The 16,901-nt window shown below is 47.1% G+C and carries 14 protein-coding genes; 9 read left to right on the top strand and 5 right to left on the bottom strand.

The genetic code is table 11. The features are described from left to right. The first annotated feature begins 43 nt into the window (after positions 1-43). Genes ACRRU2_RS17680 through ACRRU2_RS17665 form a run of 4 tightly spaced genes read left to right on the top strand, consistent with a single transcriptional unit; the run spans position 44 to position 4,167 of the window. Positions 44-1,108, top strand: a complete 1,065-nt coding sequence (locus tag ACRRU2_RS17680; protein ID WP_432503741.1) for a LacI family DNA-binding transcriptional regulator — start codon at positions 44-46, stop codon at positions 1,106-1,108. Further along, entirely contained in the window at positions 1,105-2,268 is a 1,164-nt protein-coding gene (locus tag ACRRU2_RS17675; RefSeq protein WP_432503649.1) for a Gfo/Idh/MocA family protein, read from the top strand. Before ACRRU2_RS17680 ends, ACRRU2_RS17675 begins: the two co-directional genes overlap by 4 nt. Positions 2,269-2,311: 43 nt before the next feature. Continuing rightward, a complete protein-coding gene (locus ACRRU2_RS17670) occupies positions 2,312-3,034 on the top strand; it encodes a ThuA domain-containing protein (RefSeq protein ID WP_432503647.1) in 723 nt (240 codons plus the stop codon). A gap of 32 nt (positions 3,035-3,066) precedes the next feature. Further along, entirely contained in the window at positions 3,067-4,167 is a 1,101-nt protein-coding gene (locus ACRRU2_RS17665) for a Gfo/Idh/MocA family protein (RefSeq protein WP_331697293.1), read from the top strand. Positions 4,168-4,559: 392 nt separating this feature from the next. On the opposite strand, the gene ACRRU2_RS17660 is transcribed toward ACRRU2_RS17665, so the two are convergent. From ACRRU2_RS17660 to ACRRU2_RS17650, 3 genes are all read right to left on the bottom strand, one after another. Continuing rightward, positions 4,560-5,432 carry a glycine betaine ABC transporter substrate-binding protein gene (locus tag ACRRU2_RS17660; protein ID WP_331697292.1) on the bottom strand — a complete coding sequence of 291 codons (873 nt, stop codon included), beginning with the start codon at positions 5,430-5,432 and terminating at the stop codon, positions 4,560-4,562. A gap of 74 nt (positions 5,433-5,506) precedes the next feature. Then, on the bottom strand, positions 5,507-6,346 hold the full coding sequence (locus tag ACRRU2_RS17655) for an ABC transporter permease (RefSeq protein WP_331697291.1): 840 nt from the start codon (positions 6,344-6,346) through the stop codon (positions 5,507-5,509). Continuing rightward, positions 6,333-7,553: a quaternary amine ABC transporter ATP-binding protein gene (locus ACRRU2_RS17650; RefSeq protein ID WP_331697290.1), complete on the bottom strand. Its 1,221-nt coding sequence runs from the start codon at positions 7,551-7,553 to the stop codon at positions 6,333-6,335. Before ACRRU2_RS17650 ends, ACRRU2_RS17655 begins: the two co-directional genes overlap by 14 nt. A gap of 227 nt (positions 7,554-7,780) precedes the next feature. Between ACRRU2_RS17650 and ACRRU2_RS17645 the strand changes: the two genes are divergently transcribed. Then, on the top strand, positions 7,781-8,347 hold the full coding sequence (locus ACRRU2_RS17645; RefSeq protein WP_331697289.1) for a GbsR/MarR family transcriptional regulator: 567 nt from the start codon (positions 7,781-7,783) through the stop codon (positions 8,345-8,347). Between the two features lie 630 nt (positions 8,348-8,977). Next, a complete protein-coding gene (locus ACRRU2_RS17640) occupies positions 8,978-10,192 on the top strand; it encodes an alpha-D-ribose 1-methylphosphonate 5-triphosphate diphosphatase (protein ID WP_432503642.1) in 1,215 nt (404 codons plus the stop codon). 1 nt (position 10,193) lies between these two features. Here the strand turns inward: ACRRU2_RS17640 and sspI are convergent, their stop codons facing one another. Next, positions 10,194-10,409 (bottom strand): small acid-soluble spore protein SspI, encoded by a 216-nt coding sequence (sspI, locus tag ACRRU2_RS17635; protein ID WP_432503640.1) that lies wholly within the window; start codon positions 10,407-10,409, stop codon positions 10,194-10,196. Positions 10,410-10,590: 181 nt separating this feature from the next. Here sspI and ACRRU2_RS17630 point away from each other — a divergent pair, with 181 nt between their 5' ends. The 3 genes from ACRRU2_RS17630 (at position 10,591) to ACRRU2_RS17620 (ending at position 15,314) form a co-directional block, all read left to right on the top strand. Next, positions 10,591-11,406: a TrmH family RNA methyltransferase gene (locus ACRRU2_RS17630; RefSeq protein WP_432503638.1), complete on the top strand. Its 816-nt coding sequence runs from the start codon at positions 10,591-10,593 to the stop codon at positions 11,404-11,406. 287 nt (positions 11,407-11,693) lie between these two features. Next, positions 11,694-11,981 carry a hypothetical protein gene (locus ACRRU2_RS17625; protein ID WP_432503635.1) on the top strand — a complete coding sequence of 96 codons (288 nt, stop codon included), beginning with the start codon at positions 11,694-11,696 and terminating at the stop codon, positions 11,979-11,981. Between the two features lie 153 nt (positions 11,982-12,134). Beyond that, a complete protein-coding gene (locus tag ACRRU2_RS17620) occupies positions 12,135-15,314 on the top strand; it encodes a bifunctional cytochrome P450/NADPH--P450 reductase (protein ID WP_432503633.1) in 3,180 nt (1,059 codons plus the stop codon). 367 nt (positions 15,315-15,681) lie between these two features. Here the strand turns inward: ACRRU2_RS17620 and ACRRU2_RS17615 are convergent, their stop codons facing one another. Continuing rightward, a complete protein-coding gene (locus tag ACRRU2_RS17615; RefSeq protein WP_432503631.1) occupies positions 15,682-16,815 on the bottom strand; it encodes a glycoside hydrolase family 88 protein in 1,134 nt (377 codons plus the stop codon). Positions 16,816-16,901: the final 86 nt, after the last annotated feature.

Below are 16,901 nucleotides of genomic sequence, written 5' to 3'. Positions count from 1 at the left end.
GTGTACATAGTTTTGGGTTATTGATTATTTTGATGTTAGGAGGCTGTGTGTCATTAGCAGGAAGGAAGTAGCTAAACTGGCAGGCGTATCAGAAGCAACCGTGTCCAGAGTGTTGAATAATGTAGGTCCGATTAAGCCGGAAACGAAGGAGCGGGTTTTGAAGGCAGCAGCTGAGATTGGCTATGTCCCAAGTGCGCTGGCGCAGCAGTTTGCCCGCAGAAAAAGCGGGAATATAGGCGTGATCCTGCCTTTTGTTCCCAAGGTCCGCTTGTTCTCTACGTATTATTTCTCAGAAATTTTAAGCGGCATAGGCGAGGCGGCCCAAAGCTATGGATACAATTTATTGCTTATTTATCGGGAGCCGTCTGTAGAAAGGGATTACAGCAAGCTGTTCCGCGCACAAAAAATCGACGCTTGCATTATGCTTGGCTCGCAGGATGTGCCGGAAGAGAGAGAAGCGCTCGCTGTGCTGCATAAGGAAGGCTTTCCATTTTGTCTGGTTAATCAGCGCTTTGAAAATGAAAGCTACTGTACGGTAGATGCTGATCATGTAGAAGGCAGCAGGCTTGCAACAGAGCATCTTATTGGGAGGGGATACCGCCGCATCGCATTTCTGAATGGACCCTTGCAATTTTCGAATAGTATTGATCGTTATAAAGGCTATTTGCTTGCGCTTGAGCAGGCGAAAAAAAAGCCGGATGAAAATCTGGTTTTTTGGGGCAATTATAGTCGGAAGAGCGGTTATGAATCGGCACAATTCATTGCTGAGCGTATTAAGAGCGGCCAGATCGATGCTGTCTTTACAGCTAATGACAGGATGGCGATTGGCTTGTTGAATGGACTTAAGGAGCATGGACTTGTTGCAGGCAAGGATTATGGCCTAGCAGGCTACGATGATTCCGATGGCGCCAGAATCGTTACTCCGCCGCTTACTACGGTCGCAGTGCCTTTTTATGAAATGGGCAGGCAGGCTGCTCAGCTGCTGCTTCAGGGGATAGAAAGTAATAATGAGGCTGATTCGAAGCAGCTAACATTGCCGATTCAATTAATTCCAAGAGAAACGTCGTCATTTATTATAAATAGGGATGAGAGGATGTTGGAGCAATGAAAAGCGTTAGAGTTGGTATGGTTGGCTACAAGTTTATGGGGAAGGCACATAGTAATGCATATCGCGCGCTGCCGATGTTTTTTCCTGACTCGATCAAGCCGGAGATGAAAGCGATATGCGGCCGCAATCCGGATGGTCTGGAGCAGGCTCGTGCCCAATTCGGCTGGGAAAGCTCGGAGACGGAATGGCGTGAGCTGATTAAGAGAGAGGATATTGACCTTATCGATATCAATGCGCCGAGCGATGCCCACAAGGAAATTGCTTTAGCAGCTGCTGCGGCAGGCAAGCACTTGTTTTGCGAAAAACCGCTAGCCCTTACGCTTGCGGATTCCAAAGAAATGCTGGCAGCAGCGGAAAAAGCAGGGGTAAAGCATATGGTAGGCTTCAATTACCGTTTTGCTCCTGCAGTGCAGCTTGCTAAAAAAATCATTTCTGAAGGCCGGCTAGGCGAAATATATCATTTCCGCGGCTGGTTTTTGCAGGACTGGATCATCGATCCTAGCTTCCCGCTCGTATGGCGCTTGCAGAAGGAAATTGCCGGCTCAGGCTCGCATGGCGATCTTGGCGCGCATGTTATTGATATGGCCCGCTTTCTCGTTGGTGAATTCAAGGAAGTGATCGGCATGAGCGAGACGTTTATTAAGCAGCGGCCAATTGCCGAGGCAATGACGGGGCTTAGCGCCAAAGGCGGCGGCGGGGGGCCGAAGGGCGACGTAACCGTCGATGATGCTACGCTGTTTATGGCCCGCTTTGACAATGGCGCGCTGGGCAGCTTCGAAGCAACGCGCTTCGCAGCCGGTCACCGCTGCACGAATAGCTTCGAGATTAACGGCAGCAAAGGCAGCATAAAATTCGATTTTGAACGGATGAATGAGCTGCAGGTGTTTTTTACGGATGATGCAGAGGATGTGCAGGGCTTCCGCCGTGTGCTTGCTACTGATCCTGCGCATGCCTACATGGATGCATGGTGGCCGGCAGGGCATACGATCGGCTATGAGCATACGTTTACGCATGAGGTGCATGAGCTGATGCAGGCGTTCGCGGAGGATCGCCAGCCTGTTCCGAACTTTGTTGACGGCGTGAAATGCCAAGCAGTGCTTGAAGCAGTCGACAAATCTATCGCTGAGCGGCGCTGGATTTCAATTGACGAGATGGAGTAGGCCCAGGAAGGCTGAAAAACATGAGAGAGGCAGGAGCTACAATATGAAAAAAGCACTTATCGTATGGGGCGGCTGGGATGGCCATCAGCCGAAGCAGGTAGCAGAAATTTTTCGCCAGCAGCTTATAGAGGAAGGCTTTGAGGTCGAAGTATCAGATACGCTGGAAGCTTTCGCGAACGCGGATAAATTAATGCAGCTGGATTTAATTATTCCGTTATGGACGATGGGCAAAATCGATCAGCAGCTTGTCAAAAACGTATCTGCGGCTGTGCAAAGCGGCGTGGGGCTTGCAGGCTGCCATGGCGGGATGTGCGATGCGTTCCGGGAAAATGTGGACTGGCAGTTTATGACAGGCGGACAATGGGTAGCTCATCCGGGCAATGACGGTGTAGAATATACAGTTAATATTAGTAATACATCGAGCTTGCTTACAGCAGGCATTGAAGATTTTTCTGTAAAATCGGAGCAGTATTACTTGCATGTCGATCCTGCGGTAGAAGTGCTTGCCACGACACGCTTTCCTACTGTACCTGGTCCGCACTCCTTAAATAAAGCAGTTGATATGCCTGTCATTTGGACAAAACGCTGGGGTGTAGGGCGCGTTTACTACAACTCCTTGGGCCATCAGGCCAATATTATGGATATTGCAACAGTTAAAGAATTAATGAAGCGCGGCTTCCTCTGGTGCGCGGAAGGCAAGTCAGAGGCGCAAAAGCATACAGCAGCAAGCGAAGCATACACTGGCATGGCTGACAATCAATTGTAGAAACATAATCAATAGAATCCGAGGCGAGCTATATGACGAAATTGAAAGCAGGCATTATCGGTACAGGAAACATTAGCGGCATTTACTTTAAAAACGGAAGCAGCTTTGATGCAATGGAGGTTGCAGCCTGCGCTGATCTCGACGTAGCAAGGGCAAAGCAAAAAGCAGAGGAGCATGGCATTCGCGGCTGCTCCGTTGACGAGCTGCTGGCTGATCCTGAAATTCAAATGATTATTAATTTAACAATTCCTCAGGCCCATGCCGAAGTGAATTTGCGAGCGCTGGAAGCAGGCAAGCATGTGTACGTGGAAAAGCCATTTGCCGTTTCTCGCGAGGAAGCAGAGCAGGTGCTGAAGCTGGCGGAGCAAAAAGGGCTCTATGTCGGCGGTGCTCCTGATACATTCCTCGGCGGCGGCATTCAAACATGTATTAAGCTGATAGAGGATGGCTGGATCGGAACGCCGATCGGTGCAACGGCGTTTATGATGAGCGGCGGTCATGAATCGTGGCATCCGGCTCCAGAGTTTTATTATCAAGCAGGCGGCGGGCCTATGTTTGATATGGGACCCTATTATTTGACGGCGCTTGTGGCGCTGCTTGGCCCTATGAAGCGCGTAACTGGCATGACACGTATTTCATTCCCGGAGAGAACGATTACGAGCGAGCCAAAGCTGGGGCAAACGATTCAAGTAGAAGTGCCTACGCATATAGCGGGCATCATTGAATTTGCTGCCGGACCAATCGGCACCTTGCTGACGAGCTTCGATGTAAAGGGAGGCTCTACCTTGCCGCGCATTGAAGTGTATGGAAGCGAAGGTACGATTATTGTGCCCGACCCTAACCGCTTTGGCGGCGAGATTCGTGTGAAGCGTGCTGGTGCTAGCGATTGGTCGGAAATCCCTTACGCGTATCCGAATACTGAAAATGCACGCGGCATTGGCGCCGCGGATATGGCCAAGGCAATTGTGACGGGCCGCAAGCACCGCGCGAATGGACAGCTTGCTTACCATGTGCTGGAAGCTATGCATGGCTTTCATGATGCAGCTAGCAGCGGCGCGCACTACACGATGAAGAGCAGCTGCGAGAGACCGGCAGCGCTGCCGCTTGGTTTACGGCCATTTTGCTTGGACTAAGTATAAATAAGAGCTTGTTGAAAAACTCTGCCGCTGCTTAATAGCTTTGATAACTGACTTAGAGCGGAGCTCGAGAAGCCATTCATTTTGTAACGAATTCTGAAGGCGCTATTTCGCATAAAATGCACGTTTTGAAATTCTAACACATCGTAGAGACGCTATCTGTGAACAAATGCTCATTTGGGCAGCATTTTACAGCCAATAAGCACGCTGTGATTCGTTACAAATTTAATACAAGCTTTATCGGTATTATAGCGCAACCAGCATTCGTTAGATAATCCAAACGAGCTTTTCAACAGCCTGAAAATAATCAAAAAAGCGAGCGCTTAGGAGAAGTACTCTAAGCGCTCGCTTTGACTAAAGCGGCAAAGCTGTTTAGTGTTGTCTATCCATTATTTCAACCATGCATCCACTTTGTCTGTGTTTTCGTCGACCCATTTTTTAGAAGCAGCCTCAGGTGTTGCACCATCAGCGATATCGATCATAACCTTCTCCATATCTGCTGGCTCCCAATTAAAGTTTTTCAAAAACTTATAAGCCTCGGGTTGATCCTTTTCGAGATCCAATCGCGCAATAGTATGAATCTCTTCGGCTTTACCGTAAATTTCTTTTGGGTCATCCAAGTATTTCAAATCCATCTTTGCAAACTTCCAGTGTGGTGTCCAGCCTGTTACTACAATCGGTTCTTTAGCCGCATAAGCTCTTTCAAGCTCTTGGGTCATAGCAGCGGAGGAGCTTTCCAATAGCGTCCATTTGTCTGTTAGGCCGTATTCATCCATCAAAACAGCAGTCGTTGCCATCATGCCCGCGCCTGGTTCAATACCTGTAATCGTATGATTCAATGATGCGGCAACATCATCATTTTTCAAATCTTCAATACTGTCGATATCCATATATTGAGGAACAACTAGGCCCAGCTTCGTGCCTGTCAGGTTAACTCCTAAATCCTCGTACTTGCCTTTATTCATTTCTGCAAAGTCAGCATGCGTAGTTGGCAGCCAGGCTGCGACCATCGCATCTGCACTACCGTTGGCAATACCTGCCCACATTGGGCTTGCATCCACTTGAAGCATCGTTACCTTGTAGCCAAGCTTTTGCTCCAGCACTTCTCTTACGACATTTGTACTGGCAATTTCAGAATCCCATGCAACATAGGCAAGTGTAATTTCCTTTTTTGAACCGCCGCCTCCAGAGGAGGAGCAGCCTGCAACTAAAGCCAGCACCATAATCGCACTAATTAAAATTATCCACTTTTTGTTTTTCATAATCGATCACTCCTGTTAAGCATTATTTTTTGGATAAACGCGCCTTCTCCGCTCAGATGAGAACGGCGAAGCTGTTATCGTTGAGCCTTCGTCTTCGTAATGACCTTCTGTGTCATGCGATCCAGAATAATGGCGAGTATGACTATTGCAAGACCAGCCTCAAAGCCTACGCCTGTCTTGCCTTGTGTAACAGAACGGTATACTAGCGCACCGACGCCTTGCGCGCCAATCATGGAGGAAATAACAACCATCGACAGCGAGAGCATAATCGTCTGGTTAATACCAGCCATAATGGTTGGCATGGCAAGCGGCAATTGCAGCTTGAACAGCTTCTGTGAAGGCGTTGAGCCGAATGCATCGGCAGCTTCGATGAGCTCATCAGGCACTTGTCTTATTCCGAGATTGGTAAGCCTGATTGTTGGCGGAATAGCGAAAATTATCGATGAAATAACGCCCGGTACGACGCCAAGCCGGAAGAAGGTAATAGCAGGCAGCAAATATACGAAAGCAGGCATCGTCTGCATAAAGTCCAGAATAGGCGTAACGATCTTTTGCACCTTGCTGCTCCGGGAGCATAGTATGCCGATCGGAACTCCGATCAGGACGGAGATAAAAGCTGCGGTTACTACGAGCGCAAGCGTCTGCATCGTTTGGCTCCAAAGCCCCAGATTTTCAATGAGCAGGAGGCCAAGCGCAGTGAGCACCGCCATCTTCCATTTGCCCAGATACCACGCTAATAGTGCAAACAATACAATCATGACAATAGGCGGTAAAAAGTTTAGCGCAGCATCAATGGAGTTGACCGTTTTGCCGATCGCAATGCGAAATACATCAAATAATGGCCCAAAATTGCTTTGCAGCCAATTTTCCAAAGCTTCTATCCAGCTAGCGATTGGAATTTTAGGCAGGTTCATTATGATCACCAGCCTCTGTATCTTGATTTCCAGCAAGTGCAGCGAATACAGCACCTTTAATAACTACGCCGCGCAGCCTGCCGTCGTCATCGACAACCGCAATAGGCAGCTTGTTAAGCTTTTGTCCCATTATTTCAAATAGCTCATTTAGAGCCGTATCCATTGAGGTGCTTGGAATTTCCTCGCCGGTTATCATAACCTCATCTAGCTTATTATTGTGCGCTACTGCTGTTGAAGCTTGCTCAGCCGTAACGACTCCAAGCATTTTCATCGACTTGTCGACGACATATAAGCTTGAAACGCCGCGTTCCCGCATAAATTGCAGAGCGACGCGAGGACCTCGGTCGGGCGTTATCGTCTCGGCTTTAGCCATGACATGCGAGGCTGTAAAAACTTTAGACAAATCTACGTCCTCGACAAAGCGCTCCACATATTTGTTGGCCGGATTCATTAAGATTTCTTCAGGCGTGCCGATTTGAACGATGCTGCCATCCTTCATCAATGCGATCTGATCGCCAATACGAAGCGCTTCATCCAAATCATGTGTAATAAATACAATCGTTTTTTTCATTTTTGATTGCAGCTCGATCAGCTCATCCTGCATATCCTTGCGGATAAGCGGGTCAAGTGCGCTGAACGCCTCATCCATCAGCAATACCTCTGGATCGTTGGCTAGCCCTCGAGCAAGGCCGACACGCTGCTGCATGCCTCCGCTAAGCTGATCCGGATAGCTGTTTTCCCAGCCCTTCAATCCGACAAGCTCAAGCGAGCGCATCGCCATCTCTCTGCGTTCTTTTTTGGCAATGCCCTGCACCTCCAAACCGTATTCGATATTCTCGATAACAGTCCGATGTGGAAACAGCGCAAATTTTTGGAATACCATACCGACATTTTTGCGTCTGAACTGTCTTAGCTGCTCAGAAGACATTTTCAAAACATCTTTCCCATTAAATAGAAGCTGTCCGCTTGTCGGCTCAATCAAGCGATTAAGCAATCGGACAAGGGTAGACTTACCGCTTCCAGATAAGCCCATTATGACAAAGATCTGACCAGGCTCTATAGAAAAGCTGGCTTGGTTTACTCCTACTGTTAATTTTGTTTCTGCTAATATTCTCTCTTTGGATAAGCCTTTATCCAGCAGCGGGATAGCCCTTTTTGGATCGGATCCAAAAATTTTGGTCAGCTTCTTGGCTTCAATAATGCTCATTCTTGCTCCCCCCTTGTGGAAAAATTCAACTTCCTAAGTGTAAAAGATTTGGTTGAAAATGGTCAAAGTGCGTGAGTGAGCGTATACTTTGTACAGTTTTAACTTTACGTACTATATGTACAGTATGCTCCCGATAACTCCCTTTTTCACCAGTGACGCCATCTTTACTATGTGTGCAAGGTAGCTTACAATGGGGAAGGAAGAAGGATTGGCTCAGGAGGAAGATCATGAAGGAACTTGCGAATTTAACAGAGGAGCAGCTATTAAGGCTGCAGCATACGCGAAGCAGAGTCATTGATTCCATTGGCAAAAATATGGATCTATACGGCATAACGCTATCAATTGGACATTTATATGGTCATATGTACTTTAATGAGCATCCTGCTACGCTCGACGAGATGAGCGAAACGATGGGGATGAGCAAAACCTCAATGAGCACTGGCATGCGTACCCTGCAAAATCTTAAATTAATTAACAAAGTATGGGGAAAAGGCTCGCGCAAGGACTTATATGAGGTAGTGCCTGATTGGCATCAGAACTTTTCTGATTATTTTTCTATACGCTGGAGAAAAGCGGTTGAGCAAAATATGTCAGCTCTTAAACGCTCCCGCAATGAAATTGATCAGATGATGGAGGACTATTCCGCCGATGCTTCTTTTGTTGCTGTCCTTCAGCATGATAAAGCTAAAATTGAAGATGCACTCAAATATTACGACTGGCTGGAGCGCTTGATCGAATCATTTGAGACAGGTGATATTTTCAACTTTATTCCGAAGGAAACCAGCGAAAAATAGCGGTGTAACTTATTTAGCATAGATAAAGCCCGAACATTTTTGTTCAGGCTTTTTTTTCGCGATAGTATAAAATTGGAAGGCAGTCAATCCACACGCTTGCCCATAATAATCGACAGTTTTAATTGAAATCGTTATATTTGAACAGAGTAATATATTGCAGCTTTCATTCATGATCATATATGATAAACTTATTTAAAATATAAATATTTATCGGACTGTTGAAAAACCTTCTATCTTGAAAAGTGCCGACTAAAAGTAGTTTAGAGGTGGCACCGACCGATTCTGTATGAAATTTCATATACAATTGTGATTTTCGAGGCGTTTCAGCGTAATGTGTATGAAATTTCATATACAATTAGCCGTATAGAGGTGGCACCGACCGATTCTGTATGAAATTTCATATACAATTGTGATTTTCGAGGCATATCAGCGTAATGTATATGAAAATTCATATACAATTGGCCGTTTAGAGGTGGCACCGACCGATTCTGTATGATTTTTCATATACAATTGTGATTTTCGAGGCGTTTCAGCATAATGTGTATGAAATTTCATATACAAATGGCCATATAGAGGTGGCACCGACCATTTTAAGTTAGTTTAGAACTCTTGTATGGAGGGGGTTGCAGGATGAGTATGGATTCAGAACGCCCAAATGTATTAATTACGAATGGCCGGCTAATATTGGAGCAAGACGTTGTACATGCAGCGATCGCAATCAACAGCGGAGTAATCGAGCGTATTATTGAAGATCAGGACGCAGTAGACGAATGGCTGCATCAGCATCCTGAAGCAGAAATTATTGACGTACATAATCAATTAGTTATGCCTGGCATGATTGATATTCATTGCGATGCGATTGAGAAAGAGGTTGAGCCTCGTCCCAATACGATTTTTCCTTTGCAAATGGCGCTGATGGAGTTTGAAAGAAAGCTTCCTTTATACGGCATTACAACGATGTATCATTCTTTATCGCTTGGTGTTGGATTAAGTGTGCGGGGAGAGCATTTGCTGACTCAAATGGTGGAAACGATTACCGAATACCGCAAGCAGCGCTCGATGGTACGCAACCGTATCCATTTACGCTACGAGGTTTCTTATTTATCCGGGCTGCCTATTGTTGAGAAGTATTTAAAGGAGCGCACAATTGATTTGCTTTCCTTTATGGATCATTCTCCTGGCCAGGGACAATATCGAGCTCCTGGTTCCTTCGAGCGATATGTAATGAAAAATCAAGGAGTGGATGTCAATGAGGTTCAGGAAATCATTGCGGATTTAATGGACCGACGCGAGCAGATTGACTGGGGCCAACTGAAGCAGCTTGCTTATTTGGCAAGACAGCAGGGTATAATTATCGCTTCGCATGATGATGATACTACTGAGCAGGTAGATACATCGATTAGCAGAGGAGCTGCAATCAGCGAGTTTCCAATTAATATGAAAACAGCCAAGTATGCGACTGAAAAAGGGATGCAGGTATGCGTTGGTGCGCCTAACATTGTACGTGGCGGATCGCATGACAAAAATTTGCGGGCAGCAGACGCAATCAGCGAACAGGCGGCGCAAATTATTTGTTCTGATTATCATCCTTCCTCGATGCTGGCAGCTGTGTTTAAATTGGCAGATGAACAGACAGTCAACGATTTGCCAGCAGCTGTTCGAATGGTTACTCTCAATCCTGCCATTGCTATGCAAGTGGACCATGAGATTGGCTCGATTGCTCCTGGCAAATATGCTGATCTGATCGTAGTGGATCAATACGAGGGTATCCCGTGGATTTCGACAACAATAGTTGATGGAACAATTGTTTACAGCGCTGCTCCACGGAAAGTTTGGAATCCTTGAATTATTTCTCAGGATGCAAATGCTTGTACAGCGTCTGGACCAAATGCCCTTGCTCCGCCTCGGAGCTTTGTTTCCAGATCATCTCGAACAACACTCCAAGTCCAGGCAGGGCGAGCTCGTCATGGTCGACAGAGCCATCGATAATTTCGCTTAGCTCACTGTTTGATTTGTCTTTTACGCGCAACAAAATAGCTTGACGCAAATCAATATTGACCAATGGATATTGACCTCCTGAAGCAATCAAATTTACTTTCTTAATATCCCCTGGAAATAAGCGTTTCATCCATAAACATTGGCACAGATTATGTTAAAATATAAAGCGTATCTCAATATTTCACTGGGAAAACAGCTCGTTTTTTCCTTGTTAATGATCATATGTACGGAAGGTTGCTGCATGCATGTCAATAAATAATCATCCCTATATTGCCTCGCCCCATAACATGAGGGTGAAGCAGTGGTCCTCCTTGCTGGACAAAAAATACCGTGACCGAACCGGTCAATTTATTATTGAAGGGGTACATCTGCTACAGGAAGCTTTAAAATCAGGCGCGTCCATTTCTGTCATTGTATATGATGCGGATCGTGGGATTCCGACTGAATTGCTTACACCAATATATAAAGAATCCGCTGCGGGAGTGGAATGGGTCAAAGCGTCCTCTGCTGTTATCGCTAAATGCACTGGCACCGATACGACTCCGCCAGTATTTGCGGTAGTCAGCAAGCTTAAAGCAGATGTCGCCAGATTGTTTGCAAAGCAATCTCTCGTCGTCGTATTGGATGGCATACGTGATCCGGGCAATGCAGGCACAATTATCCGCAGCGCAGATGCTGCTGGAGCCCATGCTGTTATTCTAGGTAAAGGCTGCGTTGATCTATATAATCCTAAAACCGTTCGTTCAACGATGGGCTCCTTATTCCACTTGCCAATTATAGAAGCGGATTTGAGCGAGCTGCTGACACAGGCAAAGTCCAAAGGCGTAAAGCTGGTCGGCACAAGTCTGCAGGCGACGAATACTTGCTACAGCTATGATTGGCAGCAGGATACATGGCTGTTGATGGGGAGTGAGTCCGAAGGCTTGTCTGCTGAGGTGGAGAGCATGATGGACGAGACGATCATTATTCCGATGGCCGGCCAATCCGAATCGCTTAATGTGGCGATGGCCAGCACGGTATTGCTGTTTGAAGCGATGCGGCAGCGGGGGTTCAGCAAATAAAAATAACCGTCTCTAACTGCACTGAGGCTGGAAGCTGGTTGAACGATTTCCTTAACCATTTTTTCAGTCTTTTTTCTGTTTCTATAAGCCCTCTTCAAGTTTCCATCGATTTTCCTCTTGCGTTAGCAATATTCATATTCCCTTTCCCCAAAAAAATAATTTTCCTCCGAAGACAGTAGAATCGTTCAAATCAAAACGGTTTTTTATATGGTCATGGCGTTACTTACGGCCTTCCTGTTCGTGTAGCACAAAAGGTTGGCAGTGGACTTTTGGTCAGAGGGGACATATTGGAGAAATTAAATTTGCAAGAGCCGAAAACAATGGATGATTTGTACGATACGATGAAGAAAATTAAAGCGGAAGGAATAATTCCATTCACTGCGGCTGCTTCTAATCCTGGCGGCTTTATGGGACAGTTCCAAGTGTTTGCCAGTACTTACGATGTCGGTACCACGACGATCGTGAAGGATGGAAAATTAGAATTTGCCTGGCTGCAGCCTGAATACAAGCAATTTCTGATAACAATGAAGAAGTGGCATGATGAGGGCTTGATTGGACGAGGAGTTTGCGATTAATAAAGATGTGAAATTTGTCACTGAGTTCAACGCAAAAGGTGGTAAAGCAGCAATTGATGCTATGAATGAATGGTATATGGCACAATAAAGTGGATGTGAGTAGCGGATAAGGACGCCGTTCGAATCTCATACTAATCATGACCAAAGGAGGAAATGATTAGTATGACAATGATTCCACAGCCAAAAACATATGGACCATTAGGAAATCTCCCATTAATGGATTTGGATCAGCCGCTTCAATCCATCGTTAAGCTGGCGAATGAATTTGGCCCGATATTTCGAATGGACTTTCCCGGCCGAACAGAATTGTTTATTTCTGGACATGATTTGGTGGCTGATGCATGCGACGAATCCCGGTTTGACAAAAATATATGGGCTCCCTTGCAGAAGGTTCGCGCTTTCGCAGGGGACGGCTTGTTCACTAGCGAAACAAGTGAATTGAATTGGCAAAAAGCACACAATATTTTACTTCCCAGCTTTAGTCAATCCGCCATGCGCGGTTACCATGACATGATGGTGGATATTGCCGTTCAGCTCATCCAAAGATGGGCGCGCCTCAATCCCGATGAAAGCATAGACGTGCCTGAGGATATGACTCGTCTGACCTTGGACACGATCGGCCTTTGCGGCTTTAATTATCGCTTTAACAGCTTTTACCGCGAACAGCCTCATCCTTTCATAACGAGCATGATCCGGGCGCTGAGCGAAGCGATGAATCAATTGCAGCGTCTCGGCATTCAAGATAAGCTGATGGTTATTACGAAGCGGCAATTCAAGCATGACATCGAGGGTATGTACTCGTTGGTTGATACGATCATTGCTGAACGAAAGGCTCATGGAGAAACGGGAGGGGATGATCTGCTCGGGCATATGCTGAGCGGAAAGGATCCGGAAACGGGAGACCCGTTGGATGATGAAAATATTCGCTACCAGATTATTACCTTTCTCATTGCCGGTCATGAAACGACAAGCGGCTTGCTGTCCTTCGCGCTCTATTATCTTCTGAAAAACCCGGATAAGCTGAAAAAGGCCTATGAAGAGGTGGACCAGGTTCTAACTGACCCTATCCCGAGCTATACCCAGGTTCGGGAGCTGAAGTACATCCGAATGATTCTTAATGAATCCCTTCGTTTATGGCCGACAGCACCGGCATTTTCTTTGTATGCAAAAGAGGATACGCTGCTTGCAGGAAAATATCCGTTAAAAAAAGGGGAAAGCGTAACCGTACTGATTCCTAAGCTGCATCGGGATACCGGGGTTTGGGGAGAAGATGCGGAGGAGTTCCGCCCTGAGCGCTTTGAAGATCCGAGTCTTATTCCATACGATGCTTACAAGCCGTTCGGGAATGGTCAACGTGCCTGCATCGGGCAGCAGTTTGCCCTTCAGGAAGCGACGCTAGTGCTCGGCATGGTGCTTCGATATTTCGAAATTATCGACCATACCGATTATCAGCTGAAGGTGAAGGAATCGCTGACGTTGAAGCCGGAAGATTTCAAAATGCGTGTCCGCCCGCGCGGAGCGCAGAGCTTAATGTTTTCTCCAGCTGAAACAGCAGTAAAGGAAACGAAGAAGACGAATAAGGCGCAGGCAGCGATGCCGTCGATAGAAACTCATAATACACCGCTGCTTGTGCTCTATGGCTCTAATATGGGCACAGCTGAAGGGATTGCTAGAGAGATCGCGGATACAGCGCGTTACCAAGGCTTTCAAAGCGAGGTTGCGCCGCTCAACGAGTATACGGGCAAGCTGCCCAAATCAGGAGCTGTCTTTATTGTTAGCGCCTCTTATAACGGCAAGCCGCCAAGCAATGCGCGCGAGTTTGTGCAATGGCTGGATGGAGTCGGGCAAGGCGAGCTGAAAGGCGTGCGCTATGCAGTATTTGGCTGCGGCGATCACAATTGGGCCAGCACCTATCAGCATATTCCGCGATTTATCGATGATCAGCTAGCTGCCAAAGGAGCAGAGCGGATCGCTGTTCGCGGAGAGTCGGATGCCAGCGGAGATTTCGAGAAGCAGGTCGAGGAATGGAATGAGCGGCTATGGCCGGAAGCTCTGCATGCATTAGGACTGAAAATTCAAGCAGTACCGCAGCAGGAACGCAGCACGCTAAGCGTGCAATTTGTTAGCGGCTTGATTGGCAGCCCGCTCGCACAGAACCATGGCGCTTTTCTTGCAACCGTAACGGATAACAGGGAACTGCAGGCCGAAGGCAGTGAACGCAGTACAAGGCATATCGAGATTGCTTTGCCGGAAGGCACGGATTATGAAGAGGGCGATCATCTTGGTGTCATTCCCAAAAATAATCCGGCGATAGTAGGGCGCGTACTCAACCGCTACGGGCTGCAGGGCAGCGATCATCTCATTATTAGCGCCAGCGGGCGCAGCGCTGCGCATTTGCCGCTAGATCGTCCAATAAGCATTTATGACCTGCTCAGCAATAGCTTGGAATTGCAGGAGGCGGCCACTCGTGCCCAGCTTCGCGAGTTAGCTGCCTTCACGACATGTCCGCCTCATAAAAAACAATTAGAGGCTTTGCTGGATGAAGAGGCTTACCGCGACGATATCCTGTCAAAACGGGTAAGCATGCTGGATTTGCTGGAGCAGTATCCGGCATGCGAGCTGCCGTTCGAAAGATTTGTAGAGCTGCTTCCGCCTCTAAGAGCACGGTATTACTCGATCTCAAGCTCTCCTAGGGCAAGCAAGGAGCGGGTCAGCATTACCGTAAGCGTTGTGCGCGGCGCTGCAAAAAGCGGCAGCGGCGAATACTATGGCGTTGCTTCGAATTATTTGGCTGGACGCAAGCTTGGAGATGACATCGCTATATTTATTAGCAAGCCAGATTCTGGCTTTAGGCTGCCTGAAAATCCGGAAACGCCAATTATTATGATCGGTCCGGGAACGGGGCTTGCTCCGTTTAGAGGTTTTTTGCAGGCTCGGCGTTCCATGAAGCAGGAAGGAAAAACGCTTGGTAAAGCCTATTTGTACTTTGGATGCCGCAATAGTCTCGATCAAATCTATCACGATGAAATGGAGCAGTTCCAGCAAGAGGGGCTCGTAACGATGCACACGGCATTTTCACGGGCAGAAGGGACGGAGAAGACGTATGTCCAGCATCTGCTGCGCGAAAATGCTCAGGAAATGATTGCTTTGCTGGATCAAGGTGGCAAGCTGTACATTTGCGGAGACGGAAGCCGCATGGCTCCCGATGTAGAACGCGTATTGCAAGCATCTTACCAAGAAACTCACCATGTGAGCGAAGAAGAAGCCGGCAGATGGCTGAATGATCTGCAGCAGGAAGGACGCTATGCCAAGGATGTTTGGGCCGGGTTATAATTTGAGATAAGCAAAGCCCCTGTACATTTGCTGAGAGAGCCAGGCGAATGGACGGGGCTTATTGCTTATTTGGGCCGTTGAAAAACGCTAACGGAACTTAGACACGCTATTGTACGGAAATCAGCTTATTTTAAAATCTAAAGCAACTGAGAGACCTTATTTACTCAAAATCACTACCTAAACGGGGAAAAGATCACCTATAGCGCTCCACAGTTCCGTTACAGTTTTAAAACACCTTCTTATTGCTAAATAGAGCCTCTCAGTTCCGTTACAATTCTAATCAAATGGCATTACGACTTTTGCTCGTGAACCAGCCCCTGCTTGCTGTAACAGTACTGCTCAGATGTGAATTGCCCCAGTTCTAGTTCTAGAACAAGCCCTGCTGCCCTCTCAGCTTCACTAGAGCCTCAAGGAAGTAATAATCGCCATAAATAATCGGCACGTTCACATGACGATTCACCGGGTAAGAAACGGTGCCTTTAGTCAGAATGGCGTCCTGTCCATCGCTGAAATCAGCATAGTTGTCGTACAAGCCTTTCAAAATAGCAATGGCGCTCTCGTAGTAGAAGCTGGCTTCCGTTTCATCCTCTATCAACTTGCTAAGCTCGATCAGCCCGCTTGCCGTACAAGCGGCAGCAGTAGAGTCACGCACATGCTTGTCCTTATCTGCCGTACGGAAATCCCAATAAGGAACCTTATCCTCAGGCAGATGAGAGAGGAAGTAGTTGGCGATGTTTTTAGAAGCTGTTACATACGCTTGATCACCAGTTTCCCGCGCAGCAATAGCAAATCCATAAATAGCCCACGCTTGCCCTCTGGACCACGCGGAATCAGGTCCGAGACCTTGTCCGCCAAGGTTTTCTATTTTCTCTCCAGTTTCCGGGTTAAAGCTTACGATATGCGGAACGGTCCAATCGTCGCGAACAAATTGCTTAAGCACCGTATTGGCATGTGCGACTGCGATTTGCTTGAAGCGAGGATCGTTCTCTTCCTTCGACGCCCAGAATAGAAGCGGCAAATTCATAAGGCAATCAATAATAGCCCAGCCTGTGCTGTTTGGATCAACGCGGTCTGTCCATGCCCGAATAAACTGGCCGCTCAAATTGAATCTGCCTGCAAGATGACTCGCTGCGATAAGACCCATCCGGCGGGATTCCTCATTGCCGCTTAGCTGATAGTTGATAACAGAGGTTGGCAAATACATAAAGCCGACATCATGGTGAATGTCATAAAATTGCTGCAAAGGCACATTCAGCTTTTGCTCAATAAGCTCAGCTGTTTCCCGCAAGGCTTCTTCCTTCGTTTCACGATAGGCAAGCCATAGCAGACCGCCCCAAAAACCGGATGTCCAGAAGGAGGCGTCCTCGCAGTTATAATTGCCATCCAAGCAAACATGAGGAAAGCTTGCTCCGATTTTTTCGTTTAAACGATTTATTTTGATTAGGGCTTGCGAATAAGCGTCATTCATCCAATCCATTTGCTGCTCCATTGTTTGTGTCAACGAAATACCCCTCTCTAGCAATCTAGTATCGATATGATCGACTTTATTGTAGCGGTGTAGGGAAGCGCAAACAATCGCCAGTATTT

Origin of the sequence: Paenibacillus sp. GXUN7292, assembly GCF_050864975.1 — a bacterium.
Taxonomy (GTDB): domain Bacteria; phylum Bacillota; class Bacilli; order Paenibacillales; family Paenibacillaceae; genus Pristimantibacillus.
The sequence above is the reverse complement of the archived record's forward strand: the minus strand, read 5'-3'. Positions and strand labels throughout refer to the sequence as shown.